Source organism: Streptomonospora nanhaiensis, assembly GCF_026642255.1.
Classification (GTDB): Bacteria; Actinomycetota; Actinomycetes; order Streptosporangiales; family Streptosporangiaceae; genus Nocardiopsis; species Nocardiopsis tropica.
In genome coordinates, this window is sequence record NZ_CP113264.1 from 4,778,376 (window position 1) to 4,793,279 (window position 14,904).

17 protein-coding genes are annotated in these 14,904 nt (G+C 74.6%); 6 read left to right on the plus strand and 11 right to left on the minus strand.

Translation table 11 applies throughout. The annotated features are described in order from the left end of the window. Nucleotides 1–74: 74 nt before the first annotated feature. Together OUQ99_RS20825 and OUQ99_RS20830 are read right to left on the minus strand one after the other, a co-directional pair. Nucleotides 75–347 (minus strand): hypothetical protein, encoded by a 273-nt coding sequence (locus OUQ99_RS20825; RefSeq protein ID WP_267945468.1) that lies wholly within the window; start codon nt 345–347, stop codon nt 75–77. Between the two features lie 323 nt (nt 348–670). Continuing rightward, nucleotides 671–1,105, minus strand: a complete 435-nt coding sequence (locus OUQ99_RS20830) for a hypothetical protein (RefSeq protein ID WP_267945469.1) — start codon at nt 1,103–1,105, stop codon at nt 671–673. Between the two features lie 347 nt (nt 1,106–1,452). Here OUQ99_RS20830 and OUQ99_RS20835 point away from each other — a divergent pair, with 347 nt between their 5' ends. The 3 genes from OUQ99_RS20835 (at nt 1,453) to OUQ99_RS20845 (ending at nt 3,974) form a co-directional block, all read left to right on the plus strand. Further along, nucleotides 1,453–1,878 (plus strand): nuclear transport factor 2 family protein, encoded by a 426-nt coding sequence (locus OUQ99_RS20835; RefSeq protein WP_267945470.1) that lies wholly within the window; start codon nt 1,453–1,455, stop codon nt 1,876–1,878. After that, nucleotides 1,875–2,723, plus strand: coding sequence for an NAD(P)H-binding protein (locus tag OUQ99_RS20840; RefSeq protein ID WP_267945471.1), 849 nt, complete (start codon nt 1,875–1,877; stop codon nt 2,721–2,723). Before OUQ99_RS20835 ends, OUQ99_RS20840 begins: the two co-directional genes overlap by 4 nt. 288 nt (nt 2,724–3,011) lie before the next feature. After that, nucleotides 3,012–3,974: an SDR family NAD(P)-dependent oxidoreductase gene (locus OUQ99_RS20845; protein ID WP_267945472.1), complete on the plus strand. Its 963-nt coding sequence runs from the start codon at nt 3,012–3,014 to the stop codon at nt 3,972–3,974. Between the two features lie 198 nt (nt 3,975–4,172). Here OUQ99_RS20845 and OUQ99_RS20850 read toward each other — a convergent pair whose 3' ends face one another. After that, nucleotides 4,173–4,616 carry a hypothetical protein gene (locus OUQ99_RS20850; RefSeq protein ID WP_267945473.1) on the minus strand — a complete coding sequence of 148 codons (444 nt, stop codon included), beginning with the start codon at nt 4,614–4,616 and terminating at the stop codon, nt 4,173–4,175. Between the two features lie 533 nt (nt 4,617–5,149). Between OUQ99_RS20850 and OUQ99_RS20855 the strand changes: the two genes are divergently transcribed. The 3 genes from OUQ99_RS20855 to OUQ99_RS20865 are packed head-to-tail and all read left to right on the plus strand — an operon-like array spanning nt 5,150 to nt 6,184. After that, on the plus strand, nt 5,150–5,476 hold the full coding sequence (locus tag OUQ99_RS20855) for a PadR family transcriptional regulator (protein ID WP_267950435.1): 327 nt from the start codon (nt 5,150–5,152) through the stop codon (nt 5,474–5,476). Beyond that, entirely contained in the window at nt 5,473–5,829 is a 357-nt protein-coding gene (locus tag OUQ99_RS20860; protein WP_267945474.1) for a DUF1048 domain-containing protein, read from the plus strand. Before OUQ99_RS20855 ends, OUQ99_RS20860 begins: the two co-directional genes overlap by 4 nt. Nucleotide 5,830: 1 nt before the next feature. Continuing rightward, the gene (locus OUQ99_RS20865; RefSeq protein ID WP_267945475.1) at nt 5,831–6,184 is read left to right on the plus strand and encodes a DUF1048 domain-containing protein; all 354 of its coding nucleotides are present in this window, start codon (nt 5,831–5,833) and stop codon (nt 6,182–6,184) included. A gap of 218 nt (nt 6,185–6,402) precedes the next feature. Here OUQ99_RS20865 and OUQ99_RS20870 read toward each other — a convergent pair whose 3' ends face one another. From OUQ99_RS20870 to OUQ99_RS20905, 8 genes are all read right to left on the minus strand, one after another. Beyond that, nucleotides 6,403–7,272 (minus strand): SMP-30/gluconolactonase/LRE family protein, encoded by an 870-nt coding sequence (locus OUQ99_RS20870; protein WP_267945476.1) that lies wholly within the window; start codon nt 7,270–7,272, stop codon nt 6,403–6,405. 8 nt (nt 7,273–7,280) lie between these two features. After that, nucleotides 7,281–8,426 (minus strand): galactonate dehydratase, encoded by a 1,146-nt coding sequence (gene dgoD / locus OUQ99_RS20875; protein ID WP_267945477.1) that lies wholly within the window; start codon nt 8,424–8,426, stop codon nt 7,281–7,283. Next, nucleotides 8,423–9,154: a FadR/GntR family transcriptional regulator gene (locus tag OUQ99_RS20880; RefSeq protein ID WP_267945478.1), complete on the minus strand. Its 732-nt coding sequence runs from the start codon at nt 9,152–9,154 to the stop codon at nt 8,423–8,425. The genes dgoD and OUQ99_RS20880 overlap by 4 nt, the downstream gene beginning before the upstream one ends. A 22-nt stretch (nt 9,155–9,176) precedes the next feature. Beyond that, nucleotides 9,177–9,932, minus strand: coding sequence for an SDR family NAD(P)-dependent oxidoreductase (locus OUQ99_RS20885; protein WP_267945479.1), 756 nt, complete (start codon nt 9,930–9,932; stop codon nt 9,177–9,179). Nucleotide 9,933: 1 nt separating this feature from the next. Beyond that, complete coding sequence (locus tag OUQ99_RS20890; protein WP_267945480.1) at nt 9,934–11,166, minus strand: hypothetical protein; 1,233 nt, start codon at nt 11,164–11,166, stop codon at nt 9,934–9,936. Then, the gene (locus OUQ99_RS20895) at nt 11,163–12,248 is read right to left on the minus strand and encodes a zinc-dependent alcohol dehydrogenase family protein (RefSeq protein WP_267945481.1); all 1,086 of its coding nucleotides are present in this window, start codon (nt 12,246–12,248) and stop codon (nt 11,163–11,165) included. The genes OUQ99_RS20890 and OUQ99_RS20895 overlap by 4 nt, the downstream gene beginning before the upstream one ends. 109 nt (nt 12,249–12,357) lie before the next feature. Next, the gene (locus OUQ99_RS20900) at nt 12,358–13,368 is read right to left on the minus strand and encodes an ABC transporter permease (protein ID WP_267945482.1); all 1,011 of its coding nucleotides are present in this window, start codon (nt 13,366–13,368) and stop codon (nt 12,358–12,360) included. Between the two features lie 13 nt (nt 13,369–13,381). Continuing rightward, a complete protein-coding gene (locus tag OUQ99_RS20905; RefSeq protein ID WP_267945483.1) occupies nt 13,382–14,896 on the minus strand; it encodes a sugar ABC transporter ATP-binding protein in 1,515 nt (504 codons plus the stop codon). Nucleotides 14,897–14,904 lie beyond the last annotated feature (8 nt).

A 14,904-nucleotide genomic window follows, 5' to 3' on the forward strand; every position in this document is an offset into this window, starting at 1 on the left:
GGTCGCGCCGTGGCGGCGGGGCCGGGACGGCGACCACCGGGGAGCGGACCGACGCGGCCCCCTCGCGACCGCGGTCAGGAGAGCGGTCGGCACCCCGCGCCCGTGGCGTCCGCACGGTCGGCCGACGGGGTGATCTCCTCGCAGGCGTACCTCGTGCCGACCTCCTCGGAGTGCATCTCCCCCGGGCTGGACTCCCCGTTGCTCTCGCAGTCCGTCCCCTCGGCCACGGCTCTCGCCTCGTCGAAGACGATCCGGGCGCAGGTGTGGATGGCCGCGGCGTGCGCGGACGCAGCCGGCGCGGCGCCGCACAGCAGGACGAGGGTCAGAGTGGTGGCGAAACGACGCATGACTACCTTCCGTTCCCTTTTATTACCCCAGGTAGTTGAGCCTCTCCCGAATGGAGGAGCGCAAACAATCGGGAACGCCAGATCCGGAGGGCCGTGCCCCCGGAGCTCGGCCGGCAGACGATGCGCGGGGCCTGGTCACGGCATGGGGCGGCAACCCCCGGGCCGCCGCGGCCCGGGGACACCCCGCGCCTGACCGGGCGGAGGCCGGCGGCCGGACCCGGCCGTCCCGGAGCGCGAGGCACGGCGGGGACGCGCTCCGCGTCCGGCGGGGCGGCCCGGCGAGGCAGTCGGCCCGCCGCCGGACCGCCGCCGGGCCTCCCCGCTCAGGCCCTCGCGCCCGGCCGCACCCCGTGCTCGCGGGCGACGGCCTCCTGCACCCTCCGGTCGGCGTCGAGGGCGCGGCAGACCTGTTCCAGGGTCGAGTTCAGCTCCGCCAGTCCCGTACGGACGAGGGCGCGCGCCTCGGCGGTCACCGCGAGGTCGATGTGCACCTCCTCGTCCTCGCACTCCCGCAGGTGCCGTTGGGCGGCTTCGACCCGTACGGCGTCCCTGGCGTCGAAGGCCCTGACCAGCTCCCTGCGGGCGGAGGCGACCCGGGTCCGGGCCCACTGCTGGGCGGCGTCGAGATCAGCCAGCCGTGCCTGGTGCACGGTGCGCTCCGCGAAGACCACGGCGCTGGCTTCGTAGACGGCGCGCCACAGTGCTTGGGCCGTGGCGTGGAGTTCTTTCACGTGGGGTTCGGGCTGACGGTTGCTCATGTCCTTTTTCACGGGTCTCAGTCGGGTGTGGGGGATGCGGGGTTGCTCCGTTCCGGGGAGAGGGACGACGGGGTGCGGCTCCGGGCGGGACGAGGGGTTGCGTCGGACCGCGGACAGGCCGCGGCACAGCACTCCATCGACACTCAGAGTGATCGTCATATTACCAATTGGAGTAATGCCTGGGTAACGCGCACCCCAAGAAGGGTTGCGCCGAGCAGACGCACGGGAGTCAGGCCCCACGGAGAGCCCACCGCCCGGCCGCTCCCGCACTTGCAAAGCGGACCGCCAGTCCGTATGTTTTAAACGGACCCACGGTCCGAATACATCGAGCGAGAGGGAGGACACCCGTGTCCGCACCGACTTCCCCGGCGGATCTCCACCGCCACGGCCTGCGGCTCCTGCTGGACAAGGACATCGCCGCATGGGTCGCCCTGTGGGCCGAGGACGGCCTCATGGAGTTCCCCTTCGCCCCCGAGGGATGGCCGAAGCGCCTGGAGGGCAGGGATGCCGTCGCCGCGTACATGAGCCGCTACCCGGACCACATCGACCTGCACGACTTCCCCGAGCTGCGGATCCACCTGACCGCCGAGCCCGAGACCGTCGTGGCCGAGATGCGCGGCGTCGGCCGCCTGGTGGAGAGCGGGAGCCCCTTCGACATGACCTACATCGCCGTCGTGACGGCCCGGGACGGGCTCATCTCCTCCTACCGCGACTACTGGAACCCCCTCGCCGTCCTCGAAACCGGCGCCGACTTCACCGGGAGCAGCCGATGACCGCCACCTCCACCACCCTGGTCATCGGCGCCACCGGCACCACCGGCAGCCGCACCGCCGCCCGGCTGGCGGCCGCCGGACACCGCGTCAGGGCCGCGAGCCGCCGCGGCACCCCGGTCCCCGGCGCGGAACCGGTCCGCTTCGACTGGTACGACCCCGCCACCCACGCCGCCGCACTCGGCGGCGCCGACCGCGTCTACCTCGTCCCGCCCGTGGGCGACCCCGGTCCGGCGGCGGTCATGCTGCCGTTCCTCCGGCTGGCCCGCGCCTGCGGCGTGCGCCGCGCGGTGCTCCTCAGCTCCTCGGCCGTCCCCGAGGACGGCCCCGCGGTGGGACAGGTGCACCGCGCCCTGCCCGACCTGTTCGGGCAGTGGGCGGTGCTGCGGCCCTCGTGGTTCATGCAGAACTTCACCGGCACACACGTGCACGCCGCCGGCATCCGCGAGGAGGGCGTCATCCGGACCGCCACGGGCGACGGCAGGATCGGCTTCGTCGACGCCGAGGACATCGCGGCCGTCGCCGCCCGTGCCCTGACCGACGCACACGCCCCCGACACCGATCTCGTCCTCACCGGGCCGGAGGCGCTCAGCCACGACGACATCGCCGCGGCCGTCACCGGGGTCACCGTCCGGCCCGTGGAGCACCGCCGCCTGACCCGCGAGCAGATGCGCGACCTCCTCTCGGCGCAGATGCCGCCCGCGTTCGCCGCGTTGCTGGCCGACATGGACCACGCCATCTCCCAGGGGGCGGAGGACCGCGTCACCGACACCGTCCTGCGCGTCACCGGACGGCCCCCGGGCTCCTTCCGCGCCCTCCTCGAACGGGAGGCGGAACGGCGCGGCTGAGACCGCGGACGCGGCGGACCGCCGGGCTCCCGCGCCCACCGCGTCGTCCGGCTCCCCGCCCTCGGGCAGCGTCACGCGGCCCATCCGTTTGACAGCGTCATCCGTATGGGGGACCGTAGTTCACGTGACACCGTCACATGAATTGTCCGCGGACGATGTCCGCGCGCGCCGCCCGTCCGGGCTGCCCACCGCCTCCGGAACAGCACCGGTGGGCGCGGGCGAACCGTGTGCGGCGCCGCGTCGGCCGGCTCGGGCGGGCAGGACCATCCGAACAGGAGACACGAACCCATGGCGCCTCCGCCCAACGACCTCCCCGACCTCACGGGCCGCACCGTCGTCGTCACCGGGACGACCTCCGGCCTCGGCCTCGCCCTCTCCGGTGCGCTGGCGGGGGCCGGGGCCCGGCTCCTGATGACCGTTCGCGACGCCCGGCGCGGAGAGGCGGCCGTCGAGCGGGTGCGGGCAGGAATCGACGGCCCGGGATCGGCCGAGGCCGTTCTGCTCGACCTGGCCGACCTCGACTCGGTGCGCGCCGCCGCCGCCGACATCCGGGAACGCACCGGGGACCGGGTCGACGTGCTGGTCAACAACGCCGCCGTGTCGCTCGGACCGCACGAACGGACCCGCGACGGGTTCGAGCTGCAGATCGGGACCAACCACCTCGGTCCGGCCGCGCTGACCTGGCTGCTGATGCCCGCGTTGCGGTCGGCCGGGACCCCGGGGCGGCCCTCCCGGGTGGTGACGACGTCGAGCCTGGGACACCGCACCGGCGGACTCGACCTCACCGACCTGCACTGGGAGCGCCGGCGCTACTCGCCGACGCGCGCCTACGGGGCCTCCAAGCTCGCGAACCTGCTGTTCGCCGCCGAGCTCGACCGACGGCTGCGACGCGCCGACGACCCCGTGCTGTCGGTCGCCGCCCACCCGGGGCTGACCACCTCGGAGCTGCTGAACAACGCCCTCGCCCGCGGGGGCACGTGGAAGGACCGCCTGTTCGTGCTGCCGGACCGCTACCTCTCCCAGCCGGTCGCCGCCGGGATCGGCCCCCAGCTGCTCGCGGCCACCGGGCCGGTCCCCGGCGGCAGCTACCTGGGCCCGACGGGGCCGTTCGAGACCCGCGGTCCGGCCGGTCCCGCCCGCCGGTCGGCGACCGCGCGGGACACCGTGCTCGCGGGCGGGCTGTGGCAGGCCACGGCCTCCGCAACCGGCATCGCCCCGGACCCCGACCCCGGTCCCACGGTCGGTGCGTGACGACGACTCGACCGGCCCCGCCGCACGCAGAGGGCTCGCGGTGGCGCCGCATCGGCTCTCCGCGGAGCCCATGCGCAGTGCCCGGGCCGCGCCGGACACGGGTCGCCCCTCCCGCGACGGCGCGCCACGGGAGGGCTCCGGTGCCGGACCCTCCGGGACCTCCGGGTCCCCGGGGGTCCGGCCTTCCGCTCCGCGGCGCTACTTGGGCCAGTAGAAGACGTCCGCGGTGGCCGACACGATCGTCGCGGCGGTGTCGCCCTGCTGGGCCAGGCGCACCCGCACCCGCCGCCCCTTGGCCAGGTTGCCCTTCCACGTGTAGGTGAAGTGGCCGTTCCCCCCGGCCTGCACGGGGCTGTCGACCGGCCGGTTGCGGGCGTACCGCCACCCGCCGTCGCCGTCCGGCTCGTACTCGGTGGCGCGGATCTGCACCTCCGCACCGGCGGACAGGTCGCTGATGGTCACCCCCACGGAGAAGTCGTAGAGGGCGCCGTCCGGCTCGTTGACGCCGACGAGGCTGTACAGGCTGCCGGTGGAGGTGCCGCCGTGGTCGGCGTCGACCACGGTCTCGAACTCCAGCGACGTCCACTCGCCGGGGGTGAGGGTCTGGGCCCGGTCCTTCTCGAAGCGGCGGTGTCGGGGCATGTCGTCTTCCTCTCGGGGGCGGGGGAGGTCGCGGGCGTCCCGGCCGAGGTGCTGTCGTCCGGAGCGCGTCGGCACTCCCCGTGGGATACGGGTCGGGAGCGTGGCAGCGGTGGCCGGACGCCTCGCGGAAGGGGGAGGCGCCGGGTCGCGCCGGCCGTCGGCGGTGGCCGCGGACGGCGTCTGTGCGGAGCGGGGGTCACCGACCGCCGGGGGCAGGGGGCGGTACGTCGCGGAAGGGGTGTCCGCCGGGCCGGGCGGCCCGGGGCGGGGCGGACCCGCCCCTACGGAAAGTACCCGCGGGAGCACGCAACGAACACCCGTCGTCCGTCCGGTCCGCGGCGACGGGCAGGCCGCCGCCCCGGAGAAAGGGCGTCCCGGGGCTTCGCCGTCCCTGTTCCCGTCCCGGTCCCCGTGTCGCGAAGGGGCGGCCGTGGCCTTCACCCCCGTCCGCGGAACGGGATCCTCTACCCTGTGCTACTTTGTAGCGGTACCTAATGACACGTAGTACCAAGGAGAGGCCGGAGGGCTCCGCGATGGACGACCTGACGGAGATGCTGAAGGGCACGCTCGAGGGCTGTGTGCTGGAGATCATCGGCGGCGAGGAGACCTACGGCTACGCCATCACGCGGCGGCTGAACGAACTCGGCTTCGCCGACGTCGTCGAGGGGACGGTCTACACCATCCTCCTGCGGCTGGAGAGGAACGGGCTCGTCCAGGTGACCAAACGACCGTCCGGGATGGGGCCGCCGCGCAAGTTCTACGCGCTCAACGACGCGGGGCGCGCGGAACTCGCGACGTTCTGGGCGAAGTGGGAGTACCTCTCCTCACGCGTCGACGAGCTCAGGAAGGGTGGGAGATGAACCTCTGGGAGACCATGACGGGCAGCGACCTCACGAGGGAGTGGAAGGCGTTCGAGGTCCGGGCCGAGGCGTTGCCGGACGGCCACCGGGCGGCGTGGGAGCAGATCAAGGCCCACCTCTTCCCCTACTCGGACTTCACCGGCCGCAACCTGGTGCCGATCCTCGACAACGCCCTGGGGCTGCTCGAGGAGACGGCGGCGGACGGGCAGGACATCCATGACGTGCTGGGCGACGACATCGCGGGCTTCTGCGCGGCACTGGCCGGCGGAAAGGGGTCCCGGAACCACCGCGACCGGTGGCGCGAGCAGTTGAACCGCAACGTCGCAAGGAAACTGGGCAGGCTGGGAGGCTGACGTGGGCGTCCAGGACATCATCGAGGGCAAGAGGCAGTGGCGGGCGCACGTGGCGCGGGTCAAGGCGCTTCCGCCGGACTACCGGATCGTCTACAAGGAGATCCAGAGGTACTTCTTCAAGGTCGGACCGGTCGACCTGGCCGACGGTGACCTGCTTCCGGGGATCGTCGAGTTCTTCGAGGAGGGCGCCGCGGCCGGCAAGGGGGTCCTGGAACTCATCGGCGACGACGTCGCCGCCTTCTGCGACGACCTGGTCAAGGACTCGCGCACCTACGCGGACCTCTACCAGGAGTCCGTCGGCGAGGGGTCCGGCACGGCCGGGCAGGGGGGCGGTCCCGGAGGGGGCCGCGGCTGAGCCCTCCACTGCGGCCCCGGACGGGTGCGGCAGCGGCCCTGCGGTCCCCGGGGGCGCGCCCGGCCCAGGGGCACGGGCCCCGTGCCCCTTCGTGGGCAGGCCGCGGGGACGGCGCAGGCCCCCGCAGCGCGAACGCACGCACGGGACCCCGGAGGGCACGGTGCGCGGGGCCCGGACGGCCCGGGGCGGGGCGGGCGTGCCGCGCCCGCCCCGGGGGCTCAGCCGAAGTGGTGCGCGGGCGCGGCGGGGACCTCCACCGGCAGCGCGAACACCGCGCCGTCGCCGGTCCCCGGGTCCGTGAGCCCCACGGTCGCGGAGGTGACCATGAGCACGGGCTCATCGTCCCCGACCACGCACACGCTGGTGGGCTGCGCGGCGGGCACCTCCACCACCCGGTCCAGCGTGCCGTCGGGCGCGTAGCGGTGCACGCGCCCCCCGCCCCAGACCGCGACCCACAGGTGCCCCTCGGCGTCGACCTGCATGCCGTCCGGGCTGCCCTCCTTGACGCGGGCCAGCACGGTCCGCTCCCCGGGCAGGCCCTCGGCGTCCAGTGCGTAGGCGTCGATGCGCCCCTCCGCGCTGTCGGCCAGGTACATCACGGAGCCGTCCGGGGCGAAGGCGGGGCCGTTGGGCACGGTGTAGCCGTCCAGGACGCGGGTGACCCCTCCGGCGGGGTCGGCCCGGTAGAGCGACCCGGCACCGGGGGTGCCGTCGTAGGCCATGGACCCCGCCCAGAACCGTCCGTGCGGGTCGCAGCAGCCGTCGTTCATGCGCATCGGCGTGGCCGCGCCGTCCTCGGGGCGGCCCAGCCACTCCACGGCGGCGGAACCGCCGCCGGTGCCTGTCAGCAGGGCGATGCCGGTGCCCGCCGCCGCCACGAGCGCGCCGGCGCGGTGCCGGACCGGGGCGACCGCGCCCAAGGGGACGTCGAGGGCCGCGAGCTCGTGGGCGGGCCCCGGGTCCCCGGGGGCCAGTCTCAGCAGGCGGCCCCGGAGGATGTCCACCATGAGCAGGTCGCCGCCGACCCAGCGCAGCCCCTCCCCGAGCTCGAAGCGGTCCTCGCTCCAGACGCTGACCACCGGTTCCATCGGTCCCCCTACCATTCCGCGAAAGATCCGTCCTCGTGACTCCACACCGGCGGACGCCACCGGTGCCCCACCCGGTCGGCGCGGCGCACCGCGTCCTCGTCCACCTCCACTCCGAGCCCGGGGGCGTCCGTACGGTGGATGTTCCCGTCCGGGAAGGCGAAGACTCCGGCGTCCACGACGTAGTCGAGCATTTCGGCGTCCTTGTTGTAGTGGATGCCGATGCTCTGTTCCTGGATGAGGAAGTTGGGGGTGGCGAAGGCGACCTGGAGGCTGGCGGCGAGGGCGACCGGGCCCAGCGGGCAGTGCGGGGCGAGCACCGCGTCGAAGGTCTCGGCCAGGGAGGCGATGCGCCGCACCTCGGAGATGCCGCCGGCGTGGGACAGGTCGGGCTGGGCCACCGCGATCCCGGCCTGGAGCGCGGGCAGGAAGTCGGTCCTGCTGTAGAGGCGCTCGCCCGTGGCGATCGGCACCGGGCTGCACCGGACGATGTCGGGGAGCAGGTGCCCGTACTCGGGCAGGAGCGGCTCCTCCACGAACATGGGGCGCAGCGGCTCCAGCAGCGGCAGGACACGGCGGGCGGTGGCGGCGTTGAACCGGCCGTGGAAGTCGACCGCCACGTCGCGGTCGGGCCCGAGGACGTCGCGCACCTGGGCCAGGCGGTCCACGACGGCGTCGATCTCGCGGACGGTGGCGGAGCGGCCCATGACGCCGGAGGCGTTCATCTTCACGGCGGTGAGGCCGGACTCCACCCGCGCGGAGACCGCGTCGGCCAGCTCCGCCGGGTCGTCGCCCCCGACCCAGCCGTAGACGCGCACCCGGTCGCGGACCGGACCGCCCAGGAGCTGGTGCACGGGGACCCCCAGGCGCTTGCCCGCGATGTCCCACAGGGCCTGGTCGAGTCCGGCGACCGCGCTGGAGAGCACGGGGCCGCCCCGGTAGAACGCGGCCTTGGTCAGGCGCTGCCAGTGGTGCTCGACGGGTGTGGGGTCCTCGCCGATGAGGAGGTCGGACAGCTCCCCGACGGCGGCCCGCACGGTCTCGGCGCGGCCCTCCACCACCGGTTCGCCCCAGCCGACGACCCCGTCGTCGGTCTCGACGCGGCACAGCAGCCACCGGGGCGGGACGAGGAACGTCTCGATGCGGGTGATCCTCACTGGGGCTTCTCCAGATCGTCGTCGTGTGCGCCTTCTCCGGTGGCGCGGAGGAGGTCCTCCCTGGCCTGGTCGAGCAGGGAGCGCATGGCCTGCTCCGCCGCGACCGGGTCGCCGGCCGCGACCGCCTCGGTGACGGCGGCGTGGCTGGGCACGGGGTCCTTGTGGGCTCCCCCGTGCACCAGGCGGTCGCGCTCGGAGAGCCCGGCCGCGAAGAAGACGTCCGTGCGTGTGTACAGCTCGTTGCGGGTGGCGGCCAACAGGGCGCGGTGCCAGCGCAGGTCGGCGTCGGCCGCCGCCTCGGGGGTGGCCTCCCCGGACTCGGCCATGTCCGCCACGGCCGCGCGCAGCGCCGCGACGTCCTCCGCGGTCCCGCGCAGGGCGGCCAGGCGGGCGGCGGCCGGTTCGAGGGCCTCGCGGAGTTCGGCCAGGTTGCGGAAGAACACGTCCCCGGCGCCCGCCGCTATCTGCCACCTGACCACGTCGGGGTCGAGCAGGTTCCAGTCCGCGCGCGCCCGCACGAAGGTCCCCTTGCGCTGCCGGGAGCCGACCAGGCCCTTGGCGGCGAGGACCTTGATCGCCTCGCGGATCGCGGTGAGGCTGAGGTCGAGTTCGTCGCTGAGTGCGGCCAGGTCGATCGTCTCGCCCTCGGCGATCCGGCCGGAGAGCACGCGCTCCCCCAGCAACCGCACGGTCTGGCCGTGGACCCCGCGCCCCGAGTAGGCCGCCATCAGTTCCTCCCCTTCCGGTGCGTCACGACGACGCCTTGTAGATACTCCACCCTCCGTCGACCGGCAGGCTCACCCCGGTGACGTAGGAGGCCTCCGCGGAGGCGAGGAAGGAGATGGCGGAGGCGACCTCCGCGGGGTCGCCGAAGCGCCGGGCGGCGGTCTGGGCGACGCTCTCGCGCCGGTCCTCCTCGTCCACCCCGTCCCAGGCGGAGGTGAGGATGGGTCCGGGCAGGACGCAGTTCACGCGCACGCTCGGGCCGTACTCGACGGCGAGCTGCCTGGTCAGTGCGGTCAGGCCGCCCTTGGTGGTGGCGTAGGCGGGGCGGCCGGGCAGCCCGAACCAGGCGTGCACGGACGACGTGAGGACGACGCTGCCCCGCTGGGCGGTGAGGTCGTCCAGGCAGGCGCGCATCCCCAGGAACGCGCCGGTGAGGTTCACCGACAGCTGGCGCTCCCAGGAGGCGAGCGTGGTCTCGTGGGCCGGGGCGACCTCGACGGTGTAGGCGTTGGACACCAGGATCCCCACCGGGCCGAACTCCGAGCGGGCGGTCCCGACCAGGCGCGCCCAGTCGCCCTCGTCGGACACGTCGGCGCGGACGGCGGCGGCCCGGCCCCCGGCCGCGCGCACGCGCTCGGCCGCCTCCTCCACACGGGGCGAGAGGTCGGCCAGCACCACCGCGGCGCCCTCGTCCGCCAGGCGGCGGGCGGTGGCCTCGCCGATGCCCTGGGCCGCGCCGGTGACCACGGCGGTGACCCCGTCGTGCCTGCTGTTCGTCATGTCACTCCTGGTCCGGGTGGTGGTCGTGGGTCCGCGCGCGGTCGGCGGACGCGGGCGTGCCGGGGCCGTGGGCGGTTCCCGGCCGGGGTCCTGCGGGCTCCCCCGCCGGGGCGCCCCCGTCGTGTGTTCCCTCCCGCAGGGCCGTGAAGACCGCGGGAGGGGACGGGTCCGCGTCCGGCCCGGTCCCGGGGCCGGACGGCTGCGACCAGTAGCCCTGCGGGGTCACCCCCAGGACGGGTCCGGCGGTCGTGCCGAAGCCGAACTCGACGGTGAGGGCGGTGCTCGCGCCCGGGGCGATGACGGTGAGCGGGCCCAGCGCCTCGCACTCGACCACCCTGTCGACGGGGCGCAGGCCGCCCAGGTGCTCCAGGGGCTGCTCGACGGGGTACTCCAGCCACACCTCGACCCGCGACCCCTCGTCGGGGTAGGCCGCGCCCTCGTCCACGGCGAAGCGCTGGGTGAGGGTGCCGGCCGCGCCCACGTGGGCCAGCCAGCCCGAGGCGGTGGGGAAGCCGACCTTGCCGACGACGTCCTGCGCGGGCACGCGCACCACCGAGGGGGTGTGCTCGGCGGTCGCGGGGTTGGCGTCGCCCGCGACCAGGGGCACGGTGTGCGGGCCCCCGCCGCGCACACCGACGTAGACCCCGTGGCCGCGCGCGTCCGCGGGCGTCCCGCCGTCCGCGCCGCCGGGTCCGTCGCCGCCGTCGATCTGGGTGACGTTCCACAGGGCCCACTCGCGCGGGACCCCGGAGGTGTTGACCGCCTCCAGCTCCAGGCGGTAGCCGGAGGCCCCCGGCTCCAGGGTCAGGCGCCGGACCAGGCGCAGCCCCGAGCGCGGGTCGTCGCCGCTGGTCATGGTGAGGGTGGCCGAGCCGTCCGGGGCCGTGGAGGTCTCGGCGGCGTAGGCCCCCGAGTCCAGGACCGGGTCGGGCGGTCCGGCCCACTGGCCGGGGCCGTCCCACCCCTGGGGCGCGGGCCACGTCTTGTCGCCGCCCACGTTGTGCCACGCGCTCATCGGCCCGCCGACCGGGCCGAGCACGACGCCCGGGAGCGGCTGGAGGTCCTCCCCCAGCAGGCGCGGGTTGCGGTACAGGTGCTCGCGCCCGAGGTGGCGGACGGACAGGATCCGCCCGCCCAGCGCGGGTGCGGCCGTCACCCTGAGCAGTCCGTTGTCGAGGACGACGAGCTCGTGCGCCCCGGAGGCGTCGCGCTCGACCGTGACGGCCCCGGTCACGACCGGTCCCCGTCCACCAGGACGACCTTGCCCCGGCTGCCGCCCGCGGCGAGCCGGTAGGCCTCGTCCGCGTCGGCCAGCGCGAAGCGGTCCGAGACCACGCGCTCGGGGCTCAGCCCCCACCGCACCAGGTTCTGCGCCAGCTCGGCCATGGCGGGCAGGGAGGTCACCCAGGACGCGTACAGGGTGAGCTGCTTGTGCAGCAGGGTGTCGGAGACCTCCGTCTCCAGGGTCCCGCCCTCGCCCACCAGGGACACGCGCCCCCACTCGGCGGCGTTCTCCAGCGCCAGGGAGCGGCCGGGGCGCGATCCGGAGCAGTCGATGACGGTGGCCGCGCCGCGTCCGCCGGTGGCGCGGCCGACCGTCTCGGCGGCCTCCTCGGGCGAGGCCAGGGCGTCGAAGACGCCGAGGCCGGCGGCCCAGTCGCGGCGCACCTGCGAGGGTTCGACGCCGATGACGCGGGCGGCGCCCATGCCGCGGCCGATCATGCCGGCGGCCAGCCCGACGGGGCCCAGTCCGACGACGAGGAGGTCGCCGTCGCCGTTGACCGAGATCCGGCGCAGCCCCTCGTAGGCGGTGCCGAACCCGCACGCGATGAGGGCCCCGTCCACGAACGACAGCTCGTCGGGGAGGGGCACGCAGGTGGACTCGTCGGCCAGCAGGTAGCGGGCGTGGCCGCCGTCGCGCTGCCACCCGTAGGCCGCGCGGGAGGGGTCGGTGCAGCTGATCATGAACCCGCGGCGGCAGTTGTCGCAGAGCCCGCAGCCGGCGATGTGGTAGACGATGACGCGGTCCCCGGCGCCGAAGCGGCGGCAGCCCGGCCCCGCCTGCACGACGGTGCCGGAGGGCTCGTGGCCGGCGACCACGCCGCGGTAGGCGGGGCCGTCGACGCCCCGGTGGGTCTTGTGCTCGTGGTAGATGAACCCGATGTCGCTGCCGCAGATGCCGGACGCGCCGACCCGCAGCAGGACCTGCCCGGGGCCGGGCTCGGGCACGGGCAGGGTGTCGAGGACGGCGGTGGAGTCGCCGGGCAGGCGCACCCCGGGCATGGTGTCCGGGAGCGGTTCGGTGGTCGCGTTCATGGGTCTCCCCCGTTTCTTCGTGCGGACGGCGTACGGCCGGGGCGGTGTGGCGGGCCGCCCCGGCTCGGGTGGGGCGCCCGCGGGACCGTGCGGTCCCGCGGGCGCTCCGCTAGGTGAGTCTGTGGGCGGACTCGCGCCTGCTGATGATGACGTTGACGAGGACGGCCGCCACGATGATGAGGCCGCGCACCACGTCCTGGAAGAACGAGTTGACCCCGAGCAGGACCAGCCCGTTGGCGATGACGGTGATGAAGATGACGCCGAGGAAGGTCCCGCCGAGCGAGCCGCGCCCGCCCGCCAGGGCGGTGCCGCCGATGACGACGGCGGCGATGACGTCGAACTCCAGCCCGGCGGCGGCGCCGCCGTTGCCCGACCCCAGGCGGGCCGCCATGAGCACGCCGGTGATGGCGGCGAGCAGGCCGGTCGTGGCGAACAGCGCGATCCGCACCCGGGAGACGTTGATCCCGGCGAGCCGGGCGGCAGCGGCGTTGCCGCCGGTGGCGAAGACGGAGCGGCCGTAGGCGGTGTAGCGGGAGACGTACGCGAAGACCGCGAACAGGACCAGCATGATCACCGCGGAGGTCGGCACGCCCAGGACCGATCCGCCCAGGACGTCGAACACGGCGCTCTCGGGGAGCGGGACCGGCAGGGCGTCGGTCATGTAGAGGGCGAGGCCGCCCAGGACGCTCCACAGTCCGAGCGTGGTGATGAACGAGGGGACGTTGAACCGGGCGCGCAGCCACCCGGCGAGGGCTCCCCACAGGACGCCCATCACGAGGGTGAGGACGATCGCCCCGCCCACGCCGATGTTCCACTCGGTGGCGCCCTTGGCGACGATGACGGACGCGAAGGCGACCGCCGGGCCGATGCTGATGTCGATCTCGCCGGCGACGATCACCAGGGTGACGCCCCAGGCGGCGATGCCGATCATCGCGGCGTTGCGCAGGAGTCCGAGCTGGTTGTCCAGGCTCAGGAACCCGGCGGCCGTGGAGCCGAGCACGACGTAGAGGAGCACGATGGCGGCCAGCAGGCCGATCTCGTTGAGACGGGGGCCGAAGCGGCCGATGAGGTCGCCGCGGGCGGAGACCGCCTCGCCGGTGACCTGGGTGGTGGTGGTCATAGTTCCTCGCCGTTCACGCCGCCATCGCGGCGGCCATGATGTTGTCCAGGGTGATGTCGTCGCCGGTGAACTCGCCTTCGAGGCGTCCGCCGCGCAGCGCGAGCACGCGGTCGCACACGAGGGGCAGCTCCTCCAGTTCGCTGGAGACGAAGACGACCGCCGCGCCCGTGGCGGCCAGTTCGCGCACGATGCGGTAGATCTGGGCCTTGGCCTCGACGTCCACGCCCCGCGTGGGCTCGTCCAGGAGCAGGATGCGGCTCCCGGCGTGCAGCCAGCGGCCGATGACGGCCTTCTGCTGGTTGCCGCCGCTGAGGTTGACGATCGGTGTGTCGGGGCGTGCGGCCTTGATGGAGAAGCGCTCGATGAGCCCGCCGCCGATGGCCGACACCCGGGAGGGCAGGACCGTGCCCGCCCTGGAGGCGCCGCCGAACCAGGTCATCACCATGTTCTCGGAGACGCCGAGGAGCGGGACGACGCCCTCGCCCTTGCGGTCCTCGGGCGTGATGCCGACGCCGAGGCGCTTCATGGTCCGCGGCGTGGGCCTGGCGACGGGCGTGCCCTCGACCTCGATCGTCCCGGTGGCGGGGGTGAAGCCGGCCAGCGCGCGCAGGATCTCGGTGCGGCCGGAGCCCATCAGCCCGCCCAGGCCCAGGACCTCGCCGGGGTGGACGTCGAAGGAGACGTCGCCGACCTTGGGCGGGACGGACAGGCCCCGCACGGACAGCAGCGGGGTCCCGGAGCGGTCGACCTTACCGCCGGGCCTCTCCTGCTCCTGCTCGTCGTGGCCGAGCATGAGGGAGACGATCCGGGCGGTGGTGGCCCCCTTGACGGGGACGGTCTCCACGACGGTCCCGTCGCGCATGACCGTGACGGTGTCGGCGACGCGGCGGATCTCGTCCAGGCGGTGGCTGACGTAGATGACGCCGACGCCGCTCGCGGCGACGCGCGTGACCGCCTCCAGGACGATGTCGGCCTCGCCCGCGGCGAGGGCGCTGGTCGGCTCGTCCAGGATCAGCAGGCGGGGGCGCGAGCGCAGGGCGCGCGCGATCTCCACGAGCTGCTGCTGGGCGAGGGGCAGGTCGCCGGCCGCGGCGGCGGGGTCGATGTCGACGCCGAGTTCGGCGAAGGCCTCGCGGGCGCCGTTCCTGATGGCGGCGTGGTCGACGCGCCCGGCGGTGGTGGGCCACGTCCCGAGGTAGAGGTTCTCGGCGGCGGACAGCTGCGGGACCAGGCTGAGCTCCTGGTAGACGGTGCCCACGCCGAGCTCGGCGGCCCGGCGGACGCCGCCCTCCCCGAGGGGCGCGCCGTCGATCTCGACCTCGCCCGTGTCCGGGGTCTCCACCCCGGAGAGCATGCGGATGAGGGTGGACTTTCCGGCTCCGTTGCGGCCGAGCAGCGCGCGGACCTCTCCGGCGCGGACCTCGAAGTCGGCGCCGTCCAGGGCCCTGACCCCGGGGTAGGTCTTGGTGGCGGCCCGGGTGCGGGCCACGACCGGCGCGTCGGCCGCTACCGGGGAGGTGTCGCTCATGGGTGCTC

What these genes read in the sequence shown, in the direction of transcription:
- OUQ99_RS20830 (WP_267945469.1), bottom strand. Translation starts at nt 1,105, where the DNA reads ATGAGCAACCGTCAGCCCGAACCCCACGTGAAAGAACTCCACGCCACG.
- OUQ99_RS20885 (WP_267945479.1), bottom strand. Translation starts at nt 9,932, where the DNA reads ATGACGAACAGCAGGCACGACGGGGTCACCGCCGTGGTCACCGGCGCG.
- OUQ99_RS20895 (WP_267945481.1), bottom strand. Translation starts at nt 12,248, where the DNA reads ATGAACGCGACCACCGAACCGCTCCCGGACACCATGCCCGGGGTGCGC.
- OUQ99_RS20870 (WP_267945476.1), bottom strand. Translation starts at nt 7,272, where the DNA reads ATGGAACCGGTGGTCAGCGTCTGGAGCGAGGACCGCTTCGAGCTCGGG.
- OUQ99_RS20850 (WP_267945473.1), bottom strand. Translation starts at nt 4,616, where the DNA reads ATGCCCCGACACCGCCGCTTCGAGAAGGACCGGGCCCAGACCCTCACC.
- OUQ99_RS20905 (WP_267945483.1), bottom strand. Translation starts at nt 14,896, where the DNA reads ATGAGCGACACCTCCCCGGTAGCGGCCGACGCGCCGGTCGTGGCCCGC.
- OUQ99_RS20900 (WP_267945482.1), bottom strand. Translation starts at nt 13,368, where the DNA reads ATGACCACCACCACCCAGGTCACCGGCGAGGCGGTCTCCGCCCGCGGC.
- OUQ99_RS20840 (WP_267945471.1), top strand. Translation starts at nt 1,875, where the DNA reads ATGACCGCCACCTCCACCACCCTGGTCATCGGCGCCACCGGCACCACC.
- OUQ99_RS20825 (WP_267945468.1), bottom strand. Translation starts at nt 347, where the DNA reads ATGCGTCGTTTCGCCACCACTCTGACCCTCGTCCTGCTGTGCGGCGCC.
- OUQ99_RS20855 (WP_267950435.1), top strand. Translation starts at nt 5,150, where the DNA reads ATGGACGACCTGACGGAGATGCTGAAGGGCACGCTCGAGGGCTGTGTG.
- OUQ99_RS20845 (WP_267945472.1), top strand. Translation starts at nt 3,012, where the DNA reads ATGGCGCCTCCGCCCAACGACCTCCCCGACCTCACGGGCCGCACCGTC.
- OUQ99_RS20860 (WP_267945474.1), top strand. Translation starts at nt 5,473, where the DNA reads ATGAACCTCTGGGAGACCATGACGGGCAGCGACCTCACGAGGGAGTGG.
- OUQ99_RS20880 (WP_267945478.1), bottom strand. Translation starts at nt 9,154, where the DNA reads ATGGCGGCCTACTCGGGGCGCGGGGTCCACGGCCAGACCGTGCGGTTG.